Source organism: Shewanella sediminis HAW-EB3, from assembly GCF_000018025.1.
In the GTDB taxonomy this organism is placed as follows: Bacteria; Pseudomonadota; Gammaproteobacteria; order Enterobacterales; family Shewanellaceae; genus Shewanella; species Shewanella sediminis.
Genome location: NC_009831.1, coordinates 1,056,352 through 1,072,296, shown reverse-complemented (window position 1 = coordinate 1,072,296; position 15,945 = coordinate 1,056,352). Strand labels below are relative to the sequence as shown.

Below are 15,945 nucleotides of genomic sequence, written 5' to 3'. Positions count from 1 at the left end.
TTGGCAGATGTAACAAAGCTCAATCGGGGAGAACACCTTCTTGTGAATCATCAAGTGTGGATGCGACTGTGACCGTCCGTGACATGGATGTCACGGCCGAGACTATAGGGATATACTCGTGTCGTGTCACAGAAGTATCTGCACATCCCCTCGCCGGGCAGGCGTTAGATAATCATGAAGGTAAAACCTTCAACCACGTTTCCAATACCGACTCAGGCAGAAGCTAAATCAAAAAATGTAATCAGTCTTCATTCGAAGGCTAAAGATCATCCCTCTCCCAGCTTTACAAACGCTTCCGCGGCTGGGGTCAGGGGTAAATTCTTACGCCAGATCAGCGCCAGATCCCAGGTCAGCATGGGGGACATGGGTTTATAAACCAGTTTAGTTGAGCCTATTTTGTCACAGATGGGCTGAGGCAATATGGCGACGCCGACGTTGGACTCGACCATGGCGCCAATAAAGTCCCACTGACCACTCTGAGAGGCGATATTGAGCTCGACGCCATCCTCCCGGCTCAAACGGGTGAGTAACTTCGCCAGAGAAAAATCGTCGTTATAGAGCACGAAAGGCAAGCCCGCCAAATCAGGCCAGGTGATAGACTCTTTATCTGCAAGCGGGTGTTTTATCGGCAGGCACACCTGCAGAGGATATTCCTCTAATGGCTGACAATGAAACTCCTCGGCATGGGTGGTCGGCAGGGCCGTGAATGCAAGATCTAAACTGTCATTGAGCAGAGCTTCCTCGGCGCCATACCCGCCCAGCTCCTGTATCTGAAGCTCTATTCCAGGGTAGCGACTGCGAAACTCTGACAGCAAGGAGATGATGATCCCCCCCATCATGGGGCATACGCCGAGTCTCAATTGCCCCGTTTTAAGGCCCTTAAGATTATTGAGATCCTCCTGCAATCGATGCCACTGGCCCACTATCTTGCGCGAGCTGTTAACCAGCAGGTTGCCGGCTTCGGTCAATATCACCTTCTGATTATTACGAATGAGTAGCGGTTGCTCAAGAGTATCCTCCAGACGCTTTATCATCTTACTCAACGTGGGCTGAGTAAGATGCAGCTGCTCGGCGGCGCGGGTATAACTGCGGGTTTCCACTAACGTCAGGAAACACTGTAGATTCTTAATCGGTACATTCATGCATATTTGAAATTTACTTGATGGAATAAATTCATTTTACTTATAAACCGTGCTCACGTACTTTGACTTCGATCTTAAATACCGGAGTCATTATGAAAAAATTTGAAGGTTTGTGGGTAAGTGCTTTATTGAGTGCCGCCGCCCCTTTGGCCGAAGACAGTCCATTTCATCAATCACAAAAGCAGAGTGCAGATAAGAGTGGATCGGTGAAGCTTAACGACAAAATCGACGCCATTGCTGCGTAGGCTCTGCCGCCTGACAAAATGCCTGGGGCCTTCGAATGAGGGCCTGGTACATTTTTGTTGGCATTCTCTGGGGCATGTTGAAGATTTAGTCTTTATGCAGAGCCAAAGCTACCAGCAAAAAATATGAAATAATTCAGTGGCCCCGCCAGATACCAACTTCTTCCCTCTCCTCAAACAACTGATACCAGCTTATCAGTCAGCTTGAGTCGTGACCTATCTAGTTCTCTCATCATCTACCGGGCAATAGAATGTACAAATTGGTATAGAATTATCCCTTATCGTAATGCAACTCGCAGATTTTAGAGCTTAAGCGCTAACGTGTCTCTGCCTAAAACGTGTTTGTAACAGAGAACCTAAATCGAAGAGATACCTTTCTCGAAACCAGAATCAGGCGTAAACGCGGCGGTGACCTTCCGTGACAGGGCGAGGTTTCACATAGTGAAACTCACCAAGCGAGAGATAGGGATATCGAACTGGCATTTAAACATGGAGGTTGTTTGTCACGGCAGAGCCCACAGGGCCGAAAATGTTCCCTACATTTTACGGCATTCCCACCATCCATGGCGGTCAGACTGTACTTGCAACGATATCCATATCTAACAACCAGTTCGGCATCCATGCCGCTCGTTCATAAGAACAGAAACCATAGGTTTCTATTCACCGAGTCACCGAAGTGTTTGCGCATAAGCCTGCAGCAAGCAATAGACAACGATGAATTTATGAGTTCAAACATAGGTCACGAACATCAATTAAGTTTTGAGCTAACTAAAAAAGGATAAAGACGGTGTATCCTTACACCGACGAACTACATTGCCTCAATCTGATCCACCATCAACTGCAGGCTCTGATTGCCTCTGAACTCGTTCACATCCAGCTTGTACACCACCCGGGCATGTTTGATTGTTGCATCCGGCCAGGTGGTCAGATCGACGTTGAAGGCGATAGCATCGAGCATGGTCTGGCCACACTCGGTTTCCAACACCAACTTAAGATGTTTCTCACCCACAATGCGCTGCTGGATCACCTTGAAATAACCATCGAACAGCGGCTCGGGGAACTCTTGCCCCCAGGGGCCTGCATTTCTGAGCTCCCACGCTATATCCAGTTTCATCTCATCCGGGGTCAACTCACCATCGGTGACTAATTCGCCGGTTAACAGCTCGGGTTTTAACAGCTCTCTGACACTCTGGTCGTAAGCCTGCTCAAACGCGGGAAAATCTTTCGCCTTTAGGGACAAACCCGCCGCCATGGCGTGACCGCCGAACTTAAGGATCATTCCCGGGTGACGGGTATTAATCAGCTCTAACAGATCTCGCATATGCAGCCCTTTTATCGAGCGGGCCGAACCTTTTATCTCTCCCTCTCCCGCATCGGCAAAGGCAATCACTGGTCTGTGGTACCTGTCTTTGATGCGCGAGGCCAGAATGCCTATCACGCCTTGATGCCAGTCCTCTTGAAAAAGAGCAATCCCCCAGGGAAGCTCCTCTTCATTGAGCTCTACCGATGCCAGGCTCTTTAACGCCTCCTGCTGCATATCGGCTTCCAGATCGCGCCGCTCGGCGTTGAGTCCATCGAGCTCGGCCGCCATTCTTCTTGCTGTCATCATGTCGTCACAGAGCAGGGTCTCGACACCTAGCGCCATCTCGTCCAATCTACCCGCCGCATTGAGCCTGGGCCCGACAGCGAAACCAAAATCAGATGCGACAATACGCGCCGGATTGCGTTTGGCCACCTCCAGTAACGCTGTGATTCCCGCACGGCAACGGCCCGCTCTGACTCTCTGCAGGCCCGCTTCGACCAGAATTCTGTTGTTACTGTCTAGGGCGACCACATCGGCAACCGTGCCCAGGGCGACGATATCCAGCAGTTGCCCCAGATTGGGCACCACCAGGCCTTGCTCCTGATACCAATTACGCTTTCCCAGTTCGGCTCTCAAGGCTGACATCAGATAAAATGCCACCCCAACCCCCGCGATCGACTTACTCGCGAAGTTGCAATCGACCTGGTTCGGGTTAACGATGGCATCGGCATCGGGCACCGTTTTACCCGGCAGATGGTGATCGGTGATCACAACTTGCATACCTAAGGCTTTTGCCGCTTCAACGCCCTCTATCGATGAGATCCCGTTATCTACGGTGATCAATAACTCGGCCCCCTTGCTATGGGCGACGGCGACGATCTCGGGGCTCAAGCCATAACCATAATCGAACCGATTAGGAATGAGGTAATCGACCTTAGTGGCCCCCATCATAGTCAGGGCAAGCATGCAGACGCTGGTCGAGGTTGCCCCATCGGCATCGAAATCCCCCATGATGAGAATTGAACGCTGGGCCTTGATAGCATCGGCAATGATGGCTGCGCCCTCGGCAAGCCCTTTCATGGTATCGGGTCTTAATAAGCGAGCCAGTGTTAACTCACAATCTTCGGCTGAACTACCACGACTGGCGTAGATCTGTTTTAAGAGCGGCGAAAGAGTACTGGGAAGGTGACTATCATCGACCTTAGGACGGCGAACAATCTTATGGATCACTAATTTACTGCCTTATTCCGGGTTATATCGATTGCTTCAGTTCACTGAGAGTGGCGAAGAGCGTAGTGCTGAGAGATATAGCATATCAAACTGGTTTAGCTAAGACACAAAAAAGGCGAGCTAAGCTCGCCTTTTAATAGAAGCAACTAAAATTAATTGGTCGATTCTAATACTCGCAGTAGATCTTTAGGTGGTTGGTAGCCCGGGATCATGCTGCCATCTTCTAAGATAATTGCCGGCGTACCGTTAATACCCAGGCTCTGTCCAAGATGATATTGCTCTGCAATTTTTGCATCACATTTTGCCGTCTTAATGCTCTTACCAGCCTTTGCCTCGGTCATGGCAGTCAGAGGATCGGCTGCACACCATACCGCTTCCATCTCATCGGCATTGGCAGATGGGACGCCGCGACGCGGGAAAGCAAGATAGCGCACGGTAATGCCTAAGTCGTTATACTCATCCATCTGATTGTGTAACTTACGGCAATATCCACAGCTGATATCGGTAAATACGGTGACGACATGCTTCTCGTTTTTAGCCTTATAGACCAACATATTATCTTCGAGTGGCTTAATCATCTTCATACGAGGACCCGCCATGGCCGCCTCGGTCAGGTTTTTCATCCCTTTGTCTAGATCGTATAAGCTGCCGTGAAACAGTTTAGAACCATCTTTAGAGATATAAAGCACACCGCGGTCGGTTAAAGCTTCATATAAACCTGGAATGGGTGACTGCTGAAGCGAATGTACTTCGACGCTTAAGGTCTCAGTTAATTTTTGTTTTAGCTCTGCGCTGTTAGCAATAGTATTGGATTGAGTATTCGGTGCGGCAGCAGCAAAAGGGGCTAATACCACAGCTAAAATCAAAGAAAATGCTCGGGTAAACTTCATTAGATATCCTGTTCTTTGTAGGGTTTACTTATACCCAATCTACTCAGTCATTGCTGCTCGGGTATGTTCATAAAAGATTAGACCTTATTAAGGCCTGAAAAGTTACAATTTCAATGTAAATAAAGCAAATAATAACTGTAAGCAGATTAGTGCGTGCTTACTATACACTATGTATTAGCAAACTATGAAAGCTATCTCTGCGATAAAATCCCATTAATTATTCTTGTATGAGAGTAGGGTCACATTCCGGCCCGGTAACTTAATCCAGTACCTTAACCCAATACCTTAACCCAACAATGGCTTAGCCCCGTGGATGATGCTCAGAGTGTAACTGGCTCAGGCGCGCCTTCGCGACATGAGTATAGATCTGAGTCGTCGACAGATCGCTATGGCCAAGCAATAACTGTACGACACGAAGATCCGCCCCGTGGTTCAGCAGATGAGTGGCGAATGCATGTCTTAAGGTGTGAGGGGACAGCTCGGTAGAGACGCCGGAACGCAGGGCATAGAGTTTAATCCGATGCCAGAATGTTTGCCTCGTCATCATCACCCCACGTTTGGAGGGAAAAAGAACATCGCTTTGCTTCTGCTTTAACAGCTCGGCTCTCGCTCCCTGAAGGTAGTACTCGATATTATCGACCGCAAGCTCTCCCATTGGCACTAACCTCTCCTTGCCTCCCTTACCTATCACCCGAACCAAACCCTGGCGCAGGCTCAGCTGCTCCATTGTCAGACTCACGAGCTCGGTAACCCGCAATCCTGTTGCATAAAGTAGCTCTAACATCGCCTTATCCCGGCACTCTATCGAGTCCTCAACATCGGGCTCAGAGAGTAACCTGTCGACATCGAACTCACTGAGTGATCCCGGGAGCTTACGGGCAATCTTTGGCGATTTGATCTGCGCAGTAGGGTTAATCTCAATCTTCTTACAGATAACCAAGAAACCATAGAAGCGCCTGAGACTACTCACCAATCTGGCACTGCTGGTGCGGGCAAAACCCTGTTCGAAGCGGATATCCAGATAACCCCGGATCCCCTCTTGAGAAACTTCGGTCAATTGTTGGCCAGAGCGCTGAATATGGCGGTCAAAATGATTGAGGTCGGTTCGGTAGGCCGACAATGTGTTATCGCTCAAGCCGCGGCTCGACCACAAGTCATCGAGAAAGAGTTCGATCAGAGGATCGGGGCAATAGGTTTCTTCTCTTGACTCGGTCAATCTGTTTCCTTAGTGATTTAACATACTTGACAGAAATTTTAATAAAAAAGGCGTAGCTGAAAACAGCTACGCCTTATTATATACCCAAGCCACTTCAAAATGCTCGTTTCAGAGCTCCCGTAGGATAGCAGAACAAGGCAGTGATAGAAGGGAATGGTTAGTCCCTTTTCAATATCACTAACGCAGTGCAGGTATTCTACGGGAGCTCCCGAAGGGCAAGGCGAGAAGTAACATGTTTCTGCGTTATGAAATATTGAATTAGAATAACTAGTCCAGCAATTTCATGAAGACCACCACGGATGGTGGGAATGTCGTTAATGCAGGAGCAATTAACGACCTTGAACTCTGTCACTTCTCGACATGCTGAATCCTGCATGTCGAGGTTGTTTGGGTATATATCGCCAGGTTAGTGGCGAAAGGAAATCAGTTCAACAGTGGCTCAGACTTTGGCTTTTTAATGAACAGACAAGCCAGGATAGTCAAAGCGGTCGGCAGTAACCAGGCCATTCCTTCATTATGCAGAGGCATAAAGTCGGTCAGAGTGATATCGAAACCCGCAGCCTTCAGACCATCGATCACACCGAATAACAGAGCAACGCTCAACACGATACGATGAGAAAATTCCGGCATTGGGAACTTCTCGGTCAAGAAGGTGACGGCAACCAAAGCGATAGCCACCGGGTAGATGGTATAGAGTACAGGCACACTGATACTGATCAGTTGTGACAAACCAACATTAGCAACGGTTGCACATATCACACTGATGATAATGACAAATTTACGGTAAGAGATCTTGGTAAATAACTCATTAAAGAACTCGGAGCAGGCAGTAACCAGGCCGATAACCGTCGTCAGACAAGCCAGAGTAACTACGGCAGCCAGTAGTATCTGCCCCAGGCTGCCAAACTCATGATTCACATAATTGGTTAAGATCACACCACCATTATCGGCACCAACGGCGATATCACCGGCTGTCGCACCAAGATAAAAAAGTGAGATATAGACGAATGCGAGTCCGGCCGCGGCAATTAATGCAGCTCTTATCAGATACTTAGTCTGCTGCTTACTATCACTCACCCCTTTCCTGCGAAGGATATCGATGATCAGCATACCGAAGATCAGCGACGCCAGAGTATCCATGGTGTTGTAACCTTCCAGAATCCCTTTGGTTAACGGGCTCGACTGATAATCACCAACGGCTTGACCCACTTCAGCGCCGGGTAAGAGGAATACAGAAGCAGCTAAACCGACCAGCAGTATCAGCATGATAGGGGTCAGCACCTTACCGACACTATCGAGCAACTTACCCGGGTAGAGCGAGAGTAACATGGCGCCACCAAAGAAAATCACCGAATAGATCAGTTGAGATACATTCAGAGTGATCCCTGCCACCATAAAGGTCGCGCTACTATCTTCCAGGAAGGGCTTAAAGCCCATCTCGTAGGCGACAAGCCCGGCACGAGGAGCGGCAAAAGCAGGACCTATAACGATATAGATAGCGACGGCAAAAGCGGTGGCGGCGAACGCTGGCAAAAGCCCCATCACTTTACCGTTTGCTTTCGCTACGGCAACCAGCGTTATCAGAGGTAAGGTCACTGCGGTGATCAGGAAGCCAATCATGGCCAGTGTCATATTCTCACCAGCCAGGAAGCCGGCCAGAGGTGGAAAAATCAGGTTACCCGCTCCTAAAAAGAAAGCGAAGGTCATAAACCCTAACCCTAAGGTATCACCCATAGTCATCTGTTTATTTTGCACTTTTTGCCCCATCATCTTGTGTTTTTTAACGATCTCAAATTATTACGCCCATCACAGGCACCACTAACATAGAGATAAAAAATTGTGTGTAAACTTTCAATTACACGGGTCCGTGGTAAATTTGGCCGATACTTGGCGAGTTTATGAACAGAAGCGGGAATATCTGACGCTAAAATTGTTTAAAACTGGTTTACCTAGCCGAAACGGGGTTAGAAACCAGGTTCCGGAGGCATACTATTACCAAAATCATCAGAGTTTGACAAGGAAACGGCTCAAAACGGGAACAAACAGCATCGAAAACAAAACATTAAAACCACAAGTGCGCAACAAAGATCACTAAGCCCCAGCATTTATGGGCCCTGCACGACCAGATTAACAGTGACGCAACAAATTAAGAGCGCAGAAGCCTACTCCTCATCAGCCTCGCGATAGAGTACAATTCCCGCCAATTTCATACAGCAGTAAATAATCCTGATGGCCTTTACCTTTAAACAGTTTCATATAGACGATTTTGGCTGCGGCATGCCCGTCAGCACAGATGCCGTGATCTTGGGTGCCTGGGCCCCCTTGTCCGATGCGCAAAACATTCTGGATATCGGCGCCGGCAGCGGTCTACTCAGTTTAATGGCGACTCAGCGCAGTAACGCTAAGGTCACATCGATTGAGCTCGATGATACCGCGGTAAACGCCTGCCAAAAGAATTTTGAGGCCTCTCCCTGGACTTCCCGGCTTACAGTGAAGCACTCGAGCGTGCAGGAGTTCAGTAAGCAGCATCAAGAGAGTGAGGAGTCTCTGTTCGACCATATCATCTGTAATCCGCCTTACTTTAAAGGTGGCACCCAATCGCAAAATAGACTCAGGGCCCAGGCTCGCCATACCGATACATTGGATTTTTGTGCGCTACTCGAAGCTATCGGCTCCTTGCTTGCGCCAAACGGCACGGCCAGCTTGATTTTACCCAGCCAGAGTATGAGTGAGTTCGGGCTTGTACTTGCAGACTCCTCGCTTGAGTTTAGTCAGGTGACCGATATCTCAGACTCTCAGCGAAAAACACCACATAGGCATCTCTTCACCCTTTGTCATAAAAGCACCGATGCGTCGGCTAAGCCCAATGAAGGTGCCACTGAACATTTTTGTATCAAGGAGCTCGATGGCAGCTACACCGAAGAGATGAAGCTGTTGATCACCGGATTTTATCTGAAATACTAATGCCAATCGGCGCACTTTAACGACCCTGAGCCCCTTTTCCTCATTGGACTCAACTAATGATTTAAGTTAGTGCGATTAACCTTTATAATGTTCGGCTATTATTTATTGAGACGCTGCACATGCAATTTGAAGACCTCCTGCTTGACCCTATTTTACTAGAGTCATTGAAAGCCATGGGCCATCACAAGCCTACCACCATACAGCAACAAGCGATCCCATTGGCCATGGATCAGCGGGACATTCTTGCGCGTGCACCGACAGGTACAGGTAAAACTGCCAGCTTCCTGTTGCCGGCACTTCAGCATCTTATCGACTTCCCGAGACGCTTTTCAGGTCAGGCCCGAATCCTGATATTGACTCCAACACGTGAACTCGCGAGTCAAATCCACAGATATGCCTCTCATCTGGCTTCCGAATTGGATTTCAATACCGTCATCATCACAGGCGGAGTGCCTTACGGGCCTCAAGAGGATGCACTGAAAGGTAACGTCGATATTCTGGTGGCGACACCTGGCCGCCTGATGGAATACCTCGACAAGGGTCAGTTTAATGCCGAAGAGGTCGAAATGCTGGTCATCGATGAAGCCGACAGAATGTTGGATATGGGCTTCTCTGCCGCAGTCGAAACCCTAGCTATCGAGTCAGTGGGCCGTAAACAGACCATGCTGTTCTCAGCCACGCTAGAGGGCAGTGACGTAGGCCGCTTCTCTCATCAACTGCTGACAGACCCGGTAAAAGTTGAAGCCGAAGCACCGCGCAGTGAAAAGGCAAAGATACATCAGTGGATCCATATCGCCGACAATAAAGACCATAAATTCAATCTGTTATGTAGCATATTGCAACAAGAAGAGACAAAGCGTGCCATCGTCTTCGTTAAGACTCGAGAAGCGGTCGCTAGCCTGGAGGGTTTACTGCAGAAAGCCGGTATTCCATGTAGCTTTATGCGTGGCGATATGGAGCAGAAGCAGCGCTTCCAAGCCCTCGGACGTTTCACTAAAGGTGAAGTGAATGTGTTATTGGCTACCGATGTCGCCGCACGTGGTATCGATGTCGATGACATCACCCATGTGATCAATTTCGATATGCCTAGATCTGCCGATACTTATGTTCACCGTATCGGTCGTACCGGTCGTGCAGGTGCGAAAGGCACGGCAATATCTTTGGTCGAAGCCCATGACATTCGCGTCGTTGGTAAGATTGAACGCTACATGGATCAGCCACTTAAGCGTCGATTCATCAAAGATCTCAGACCTAAAAATAAAGAAGCTAAGCCACCGGGAAAGAACAAAGTAAAACCGACTGAAAAAACTTTCAGCAAGAAAAACAAAAAAAAGAAAAAAAAGTAAGCCTTACATGTAAGCATTTAGTTTCTAATTAAATTTTATTATGAGAGCCGCTATCAGCGGCTCTTTTTTTTGCCTGAAAAGAAACATAGGCAATTCGCGGCTAAAGCCGCTCCTACATGGAGATTGGCGATTCAGGAACCTCAAGGATCTCTTACCCTATAAGCCATCGCTTACAGTTCGTAACATTCATCCCTTCGAGGCCTAAAAATAAAAAAGAGAGTACTTTTAACAACTTCTAACTCATATTTTACGGCTCACCTCAGGCTCCCCTGTAGCAAATGATACATTTTATTTACAAAAACAGATGTATCCCGTCCTTCTACTCTGGTAATTTAGGGCTTAGAAGAATTTCAGCATGGAAAAGCGGGATAACAATGATAAAAACAATACTCAGGAGATTAACTCCCCTCTATATTCTTGTCTTTTTTGGCGTAGCCGCTTGGCTTCTCATTAGTACCAAGGAGGCTCCTGAACAGAAGGAGGAGCAGAAACCAGTCCCAATCGTCGATGTGGTTAAAGTGGAGCAGAAAACAGTCTCCCTGAACCTCCCATCATATGGTGTCGTCACTCCAAAGAACAAGACCCAACTGGTCACAGAAGTGAAGGGACGTTTGCTTACCATCTCTCCCAATTTTGTTGCCGGTGGTGTCGTGAAAAAGGGCGAACAGCTTGCTGCAATTGAACCATCGGATTATGAAGCAGATCTCAATCAAGCCCAGGCCAGCTTGGCCCAAGCGCAAGCAGCTTTAGAGGAGGAGATAGCCCGCGGTGAAGTGGCCAAGAATGATTGGAAAGGCTATGACGGTGGACTCCCGCCAGAGCTGGGGTTACGCCTGCCTCAACTCAAGAAAGAGCAGGCAAACGTTAAATTTGCCCAAGCCTCACTCGCACGCGCTAAGCGTAACCTTGAAAGAACCGTTATTCGTGCGCCTTTTGAGGGGATCATCAAGACAAGAATCGTAGATCTGGGCCAATACGTGACTTTAGGCACTAACCTGGGTGAGCTTTATGACACTCGTATTGCCGAGATCCGTCTGCCACTCGCCAATAACGACCTTGCTTATCTCGAATCGGTGGACAACCCGGATACTCAAGTCACCTTAAGTGCATCTCTTGCCGGAAAAACCGTGACCTGGACAGGAGATATCATCCGTAGCGAAGGGGTGATCGATGCCGAAAACCGTATGGTTTATCTGGTTGCCGAAATTAAAGACCCTTACCTGAGAGAGGGGCGTAAAGAGGGACAGCTACCACTTAAATATGGCAGTTTTGTCACCGCTATCATTAAAGGCCGCACCGTAGATGGCATCGTTCAACTCCCTCGCCATATTGTCCGTAATGGTCAGGTTGCCGTGATCTCAGCCGATAACATCGTTGAGGTTCGTGAAGTCAATGTCGTGCGTACCGATGTCAATAATGTTTATATTAAAGATAGCCTGCAAGACGGCGAGCGTGTCTCGTTAACTAAGCTGACAAATATTTCATCCGGCCAACTAGTCAAAATATTAGGTGAAGCGAGTAAAAATGGCACTAATCTTCCCGAAAGCGATATTGCAAAAGAGCAGCGTTTAGCCGCGGCGGGTGATCAATAATGGCGCCACAAACAGGGATAATGGCTTGGTTTGCCAGAAATACGGTTGCCGCTAATTTGCTCATGGCTTTCCTGATATTCGGGGGGCTATTCAGTAGTTTTTTTGTCATCAATAAAGAGATATTTCCCTCTTTTGAACTGAACTATCTGCAAATTTCTGTTGCCTATCCTGGCGCAGCTCCCCAAGAGATCGAAGAGGGGATCAACATAAAGATTGAGGAATCGATTCAGGATATTGATGGCATAAAAAAAGTCACCTCAGTCGCCGGTGAAGGCGTGGGGTCGGTGACGATTGAGGTTCAGGACAGCTATGATCCTCAAGATATTCTGGATGAAGCAAAACTCAGACTCGATGCCATCTCAACCTTCCCGGATAATATCGAAAAACCTAACATCTTCCGTATCAAACCAGAAAACAATGTTATCTGGGTCTCTGTCTATGGTGATCTCGACCTGCATGAGATGAAGGAGTTGGCTAAGAGTATCAGAGAAGATATCACTTCACTGCCTTCGGTAACTCGTGCAAAAGTCACTGGCGTCCGTGATTACGAGATAGGCATTGAAGTATCGGAAGATAAACTCAGAGAGTACGGGCTTAGCTTCGCCCAGGTAGCTAAAGCGGTGCAAAGCTCCTCAATCGATCTTCCCGGTGGTTCTATTCGGGCACAGGATGGCGACATCCTACTGAGAACCAAAGGTCAGGCGTACACCGGCGAAGACTTTTCTAAAATCGTGGTGTCGACCCGAACCGACGGTAGCCGAATTATGCTGCCACAGGTCGCCACGATTAAGGATGATTTTGAGGAGCGACTGGAGTACACCCGCTTTAACGGAAAACCCGCGGCGATTATCGAAGTCACCAGTATTGACGATCAAAACGCACTGGATATCTCAGCTGAGGTGAAAGAGTATATCGCCGAGCGTAGTAAGACTCTGCCCGCCTCTGCCAAACTTGATACCTGGGGCGACCTGACTCATTACCTCAAGGGACGTTTGAACATGATGTTATCCAACATGTTCTACGGCGCCGTGTTGGTATTTCTGATCCTCGCCCTCTTCCTTGACGTTAAGCTCGCCTTCTGGGTAATGATGGGGTTGCCGGTCTGCTTTTTAGGCACCGCATTATTAATGCCTATCGAACCGTTTTCGATGTCGATTAACCTATTAACCCTATTCGCCTTCATTCTGGTACTCGGTATCGTCGTCGATGATGCCATCGTGATAGGAGAGAGTGCCTATAGTGAAACCGAGCGGCATGGCCATTCCCTCGATAATGTCATTAAAGGCGCAAAAAAGGTCGCCATGCCAGCCACCTTCGGGGTATTAACCACCATAGCGGCCTTTATTCCCATGTTAATGGTATCGGGCCCTCAGGGGATCATCTGGAAATCTATTGGGATGATTGTCATCCTCTGTCTGGCCTTCTCCTTGGTAGAATCTAAGCTGATCTTACCCGCGCACCTGGCTCATATGAAGCCGAAAAAACCGAACCTTAACCCTAATGTCTTTGTGCGTTTTAAAATTGCACTTAACAATAAGGTCCAGCATTTTATCCACCATAAATATCGCTATTTTTTAGAAACCTGTATCAAGAATAGATATAGCGTTGTAGCCGTCTTTATTGGCGTGCTCATTCTTTCTATCGCACTGGTTGTGAGTGGCACGGTGCGTTGGGTCTTCTTCCCCGATCTGCCTTCTGACTTTATTCAAGTTCAGCTGGAGATGGAACCTGGCAGCTCTGAAGAGAATACGTTAAAGGTGGTGAAAGAGATTGAAGATGCGCTCTATACCATGAATCAACAGATAGAGGATGAAGTGGGCTATCCGGTCGTTAAGCACAGCTTTATCGACATGAGCTCGCGCACCTCAGCCTTCATCTTTGCCGAACTCACCAAAGGAGAAGATCGTGAAGTCGATGGGGTGAGAATCGCCAACCTCTGGCGTGAAAACATACCTGAACAGCTCTCGGTCAAGAAGCTTAATATCAATGCCAGCACCAATGATGCAGGCGCCGATATCTCATTCAGGCTCTCTTCCAGTAATTTAGAGCAGCTAGCGTTAGCCTCCGCCGAGCTTAAGCAGAAGCTTAAAACCTATGAAGGTATCTATGACATTTCCGATAACTATTCATCGGGAAGCCATGAGATCCGCCTCAATATTAAACCCGAAGCTGAAGCTCAAGGCCTGACCCTGTCGGATCTAGCCAGCCAGGTTCGCTACGGTTTCTACGGCTTCGAAGCGCAGAGGATATTGAGAAATAAGGAGGAGGTGAAGGTGATGGTGCGCTATCCGCTCGATCAGCGCCGCTCTGTAGGTCATCTTGAAAATATGATGATCCGCACCCCCAGTGGGATCTCAGTCCCCTTCTCTACTGTGGCCGAAATTGAACTGGGGGACTCCTACTCATCGATCACACGTGTCGATGGACGCCGTGCTATATCCATTATCGCCAATGCTGATAAAGATAAGGTAGAGCCATCTAAAATCGTCGCCGAAATTCAGGAGGAGTTTCTACCCTATTTAGAAGCTCAATACCCACAAATTTCGACAACGTTAGACGGTGGCAGTGCAGATGAACAGAGTGCACTAATTAGCTTAGTGCAAGGTTTCTTGTTCGCGCTATTTGCCATCTATGCCTTGATGGCGATACCGCTTAAATCCTATAGCCAGCCATTGATCATCATGGCCGTGATCCCATTTGGTATCATAGGGGCATTGTTTGGTCACCTGATCCAGGGCTTGGCACTCAATATCCTCAGTCTATGTGGCATTGTTGCGCTTGCGGGCGTCGTCGTGAATGACTCGCTCATCCTGGTCGACTTTGTAAATAAGGCGCGTGCACAGGGGCAATCGATAACCCAAGCAGCCGTTGACTCTGGATGCCATCGTTTCCGCGCGATTATCTTAACGTCATTAACGACTTTTGTGGGCCTTGTCCCCATCCTTTTGGAGACCAGTTTACAAGCACAGATCGTGATCCCGATGGCAACCTCACTCGCCTTCGGTATCTTGTTCTCTACTGTGGTGACGCTGATTTTGATCCCCTTGCTTTATATCGTACTCGACGATGCTAAGCGGCTTTTGTCATGGATAGGGAGAGCACTGCGACGTTTCTATATCTGGTGGTGGCAACCAAAACCCGCACATAGCCAAGATGATATGGCTTAAATTCTCTAAGAAAATAGAGATAGAATAAAAGGGAGGCATAGCCTCCCTTTTTCGATCTGACCGACAGTTTAGTTGCGGGAGATCCTATAGACTCATCACTATTATCCATCAGTATTGCTCCTCTCAATGACTCTCTCCAGCTCAATAGCTTCAACAACGGCCCCCACAAGCGAGGCTGAGAATAGCCCGACTTCCAATGAGCTAAGCTCAACACTGGTTTATGATATTCGAAACAGCCGTTACCTCAATATCACGGGGCGCTGCACCCTGCGCTGCCAATTTTGTCCAAAACATAATGGCAGCAAGCAGGTTCATGAATATCAATTAGATCTGAACCATCAGCCAAAAGCGGAAGAGATCATCCCATTGCTGGGCGATGTTGAGCGTTTCGATGAATATGTATTTTGCGGTTATGGCGAGCCAACCCTCAATTTAGACACCCTGCTCACCATAGCCAAAGAGATCAAAAACAGAGGAGGTTATGTCAGGGTCAATACAGATGGTTTAGGTAACCTTTTTCATAGACGTAACATTTTACCGGAGCTCGCGATTTGTGTAGATGCCCTCTCCATCTCACTTAATGCCGATACCGAACAGGCCTATATGGAGCACTGCCGACCTAAACTTAAGCACGCCTATCAAAGTGTCTGTGAGTTTATTCGTCTTGCCCCCGATTATATTAAGAGTGTTCAAGTCTCTGCCATCGACGGGCTCGAAGGTGTCGATATAGAAGCGTGTAGAAAATTTGTCGAGACGAGCGGAGCGGAATTTAAACACAGAATGCTCGGCGTCGTTGGATAGTAAACGATAAGACAAAATACCAGTCAAACCAAATGCAATGGATCTGAATCAC

General features: G+C 48.1%; 12 protein-coding genes. 7 read left to right on the top strand and 5 right to left on the bottom strand.

The window, feature by feature from the left end; genetic code table 11:
- The first annotated feature begins 68 nt into the window (after nt 1-68).
- Nucleotides 69-227 (top strand): hypothetical protein, encoded by a 159-nt coding sequence (locus SSED_RS24800; RefSeq protein WP_190273191.1) that lies wholly within the window; start codon nt 69-71, stop codon nt 225-227.
- Between the two features lie 39 nt (nt 228-266).
- On the opposite strand, the gene SSED_RS04615 is transcribed toward SSED_RS24800, so the two are convergent.
- Nucleotides 267-1,142: a LysR family transcriptional regulator gene (locus tag SSED_RS04615; protein ID WP_012141243.1), complete on the bottom strand. Its 876-nt coding sequence runs from the start codon at nt 1,140-1,142 to the stop codon at nt 267-269.
- Nucleotides 1,143-1,234: 92 nt separating this feature from the next.
- On the opposite strand from SSED_RS04615, the gene SSED_RS24795 reads away from it, so the two are divergent.
- Nucleotides 1,235-1,387, top strand: a complete 153-nt coding sequence (locus SSED_RS24795) for a hypothetical protein (protein ID WP_190273190.1) — start codon at nt 1,235-1,237, stop codon at nt 1,385-1,387.
- Nucleotides 1,388-2,192: 805 nt separating this feature from the next.
- Here the strand turns inward: SSED_RS24795 and recJ are convergent.
- From recJ to brnQ, 4 genes are all read right to left on the bottom strand, one after another.
- Nucleotides 2,193-3,917 carry a single-stranded-DNA-specific exonuclease RecJ gene (gene recJ / locus SSED_RS04610; RefSeq protein WP_012141242.1) on the bottom strand — a complete coding sequence of 575 codons (1,725 nt, stop codon included), beginning with the start codon at nt 3,915-3,917 and terminating at the stop codon, nt 2,193-2,195.
- A gap of 152 nt (nt 3,918-4,069) precedes the next feature.
- Complete coding sequence (dsbC, locus tag SSED_RS04605; protein ID WP_012141241.1) at nt 4,070-4,807, bottom strand: bifunctional protein-disulfide isomerase/oxidoreductase DsbC; 738 nt, start codon at nt 4,805-4,807, stop codon at nt 4,070-4,072.
- 301 nt (nt 4,808-5,108) lie between these two features.
- Nucleotides 5,109-6,023 carry a site-specific tyrosine recombinase XerD gene (gene xerD / locus SSED_RS04600; RefSeq protein ID WP_012141240.1) on the bottom strand — a complete coding sequence of 305 codons (915 nt, stop codon included), beginning with the start codon at nt 6,021-6,023 and terminating at the stop codon, nt 5,109-5,111.
- A gap of 423 nt (nt 6,024-6,446) precedes the next feature.
- Nucleotides 6,447-7,790: a branched-chain amino acid transport system II carrier protein gene (gene brnQ, locus SSED_RS04595; RefSeq protein ID WP_041421973.1), complete on the bottom strand. Its 1,344-nt coding sequence runs from the start codon at nt 7,788-7,790 to the stop codon at nt 6,447-6,449.
- A gap of 462 nt (nt 7,791-8,252) precedes the next feature.
- Here brnQ and SSED_RS04590 point away from each other — a divergent pair, with 462 nt between their 5' ends.
- From SSED_RS04590 to SSED_RS04570, 5 genes are all read left to right on the top strand, one after another.
- Nucleotides 8,253-8,987: a tRNA1(Val) (adenine(37)-N6)-methyltransferase gene (locus SSED_RS04590; protein WP_012141238.1), complete on the top strand. Its 735-nt coding sequence runs from the start codon at nt 8,253-8,255 to the stop codon at nt 8,985-8,987.
- 119 nt (nt 8,988-9,106) lie between these two features.
- Nucleotides 9,107-10,333, top strand: coding sequence for an ATP-dependent RNA helicase SrmB (gene srmB, locus SSED_RS04585; protein WP_012141237.1), 1,227 nt, complete (start codon nt 9,107-9,109; stop codon nt 10,331-10,333).
- A 374-nt stretch (nt 10,334-10,707) separates the two neighbouring features.
- Nucleotides 10,708-11,925 carry an efflux RND transporter periplasmic adaptor subunit gene (locus SSED_RS04580; RefSeq protein ID WP_012141236.1) on the top strand — a complete coding sequence of 406 codons (1,218 nt, stop codon included), beginning with the start codon at nt 10,708-10,710 and terminating at the stop codon, nt 11,923-11,925.
- Nucleotides 11,925-15,092: an efflux RND transporter permease subunit gene (locus tag SSED_RS04575; RefSeq protein WP_012141235.1), complete on the top strand. Its 3,168-nt coding sequence runs from the start codon at nt 11,925-11,927 to the stop codon at nt 15,090-15,092. The genes SSED_RS04580 and SSED_RS04575 overlap by 1 nt, the downstream gene beginning before the upstream one ends.
- A gap of 126 nt (nt 15,093-15,218) precedes the next feature.
- Complete coding sequence (locus SSED_RS04570) at nt 15,219-15,893, top strand: TatD family nuclease-associated radical SAM protein (protein WP_012141234.1); 675 nt, start codon at nt 15,219-15,221, stop codon at nt 15,891-15,893.
- Nucleotides 15,894-15,945: the final 52 nt, after the last annotated feature.

Excerpts from the sequence above, each read along its gene's own strand:
- SSED_RS04590 (WP_012141238.1), top strand. The coding sequence starts at position 8,253 with ATGGCCTTTACCTTTAAACAGTTTCATATAGACGATTTTGGCTGCGGC.
- SSED_RS04580 (WP_012141236.1), top strand. The coding sequence starts at position 10,708 with ATGATAAAAACAATACTCAGGAGATTAACTCCCCTCTATATTCTTGTC.
- srmB (WP_012141237.1), top strand. The coding sequence starts at position 9,107 with ATGCAATTTGAAGACCTCCTGCTTGACCCTATTTTACTAGAGTCATTG.
- SSED_RS04615 (WP_012141243.1), bottom strand. The coding sequence starts at position 1,142 with ATGAATGTACCGATTAAGAATCTACAGTGTTTCCTGACGTTAGTGGAA.
- SSED_RS24795 (WP_190273190.1), top strand. The coding sequence starts at position 1,235 with ATGAAAAAATTTGAAGGTTTGTGGGTAAGTGCTTTATTGAGTGCCGCC.
- SSED_RS04570 (WP_012141234.1), top strand. The coding sequence starts at position 15,219 with ATGACTCTCTCCAGCTCAATAGCTTCAACAACGGCCCCCACAAGCGAG.
- brnQ (WP_041421973.1), bottom strand. The coding sequence starts at position 7,790 with ATGGGGCAAAAAGTGCAAAATAAACAGATGACTATGGGTGATACCTTA.
- SSED_RS04575 (WP_012141235.1), top strand. The coding sequence starts at position 11,925 with ATGGCGCCACAAACAGGGATAATGGCTTGGTTTGCCAGAAATACGGTT.
- dsbC (WP_012141241.1), bottom strand. The coding sequence starts at position 4,807 with ATGAAGTTTACCCGAGCATTTTCTTTGATTTTAGCTGTGGTATTAGCC.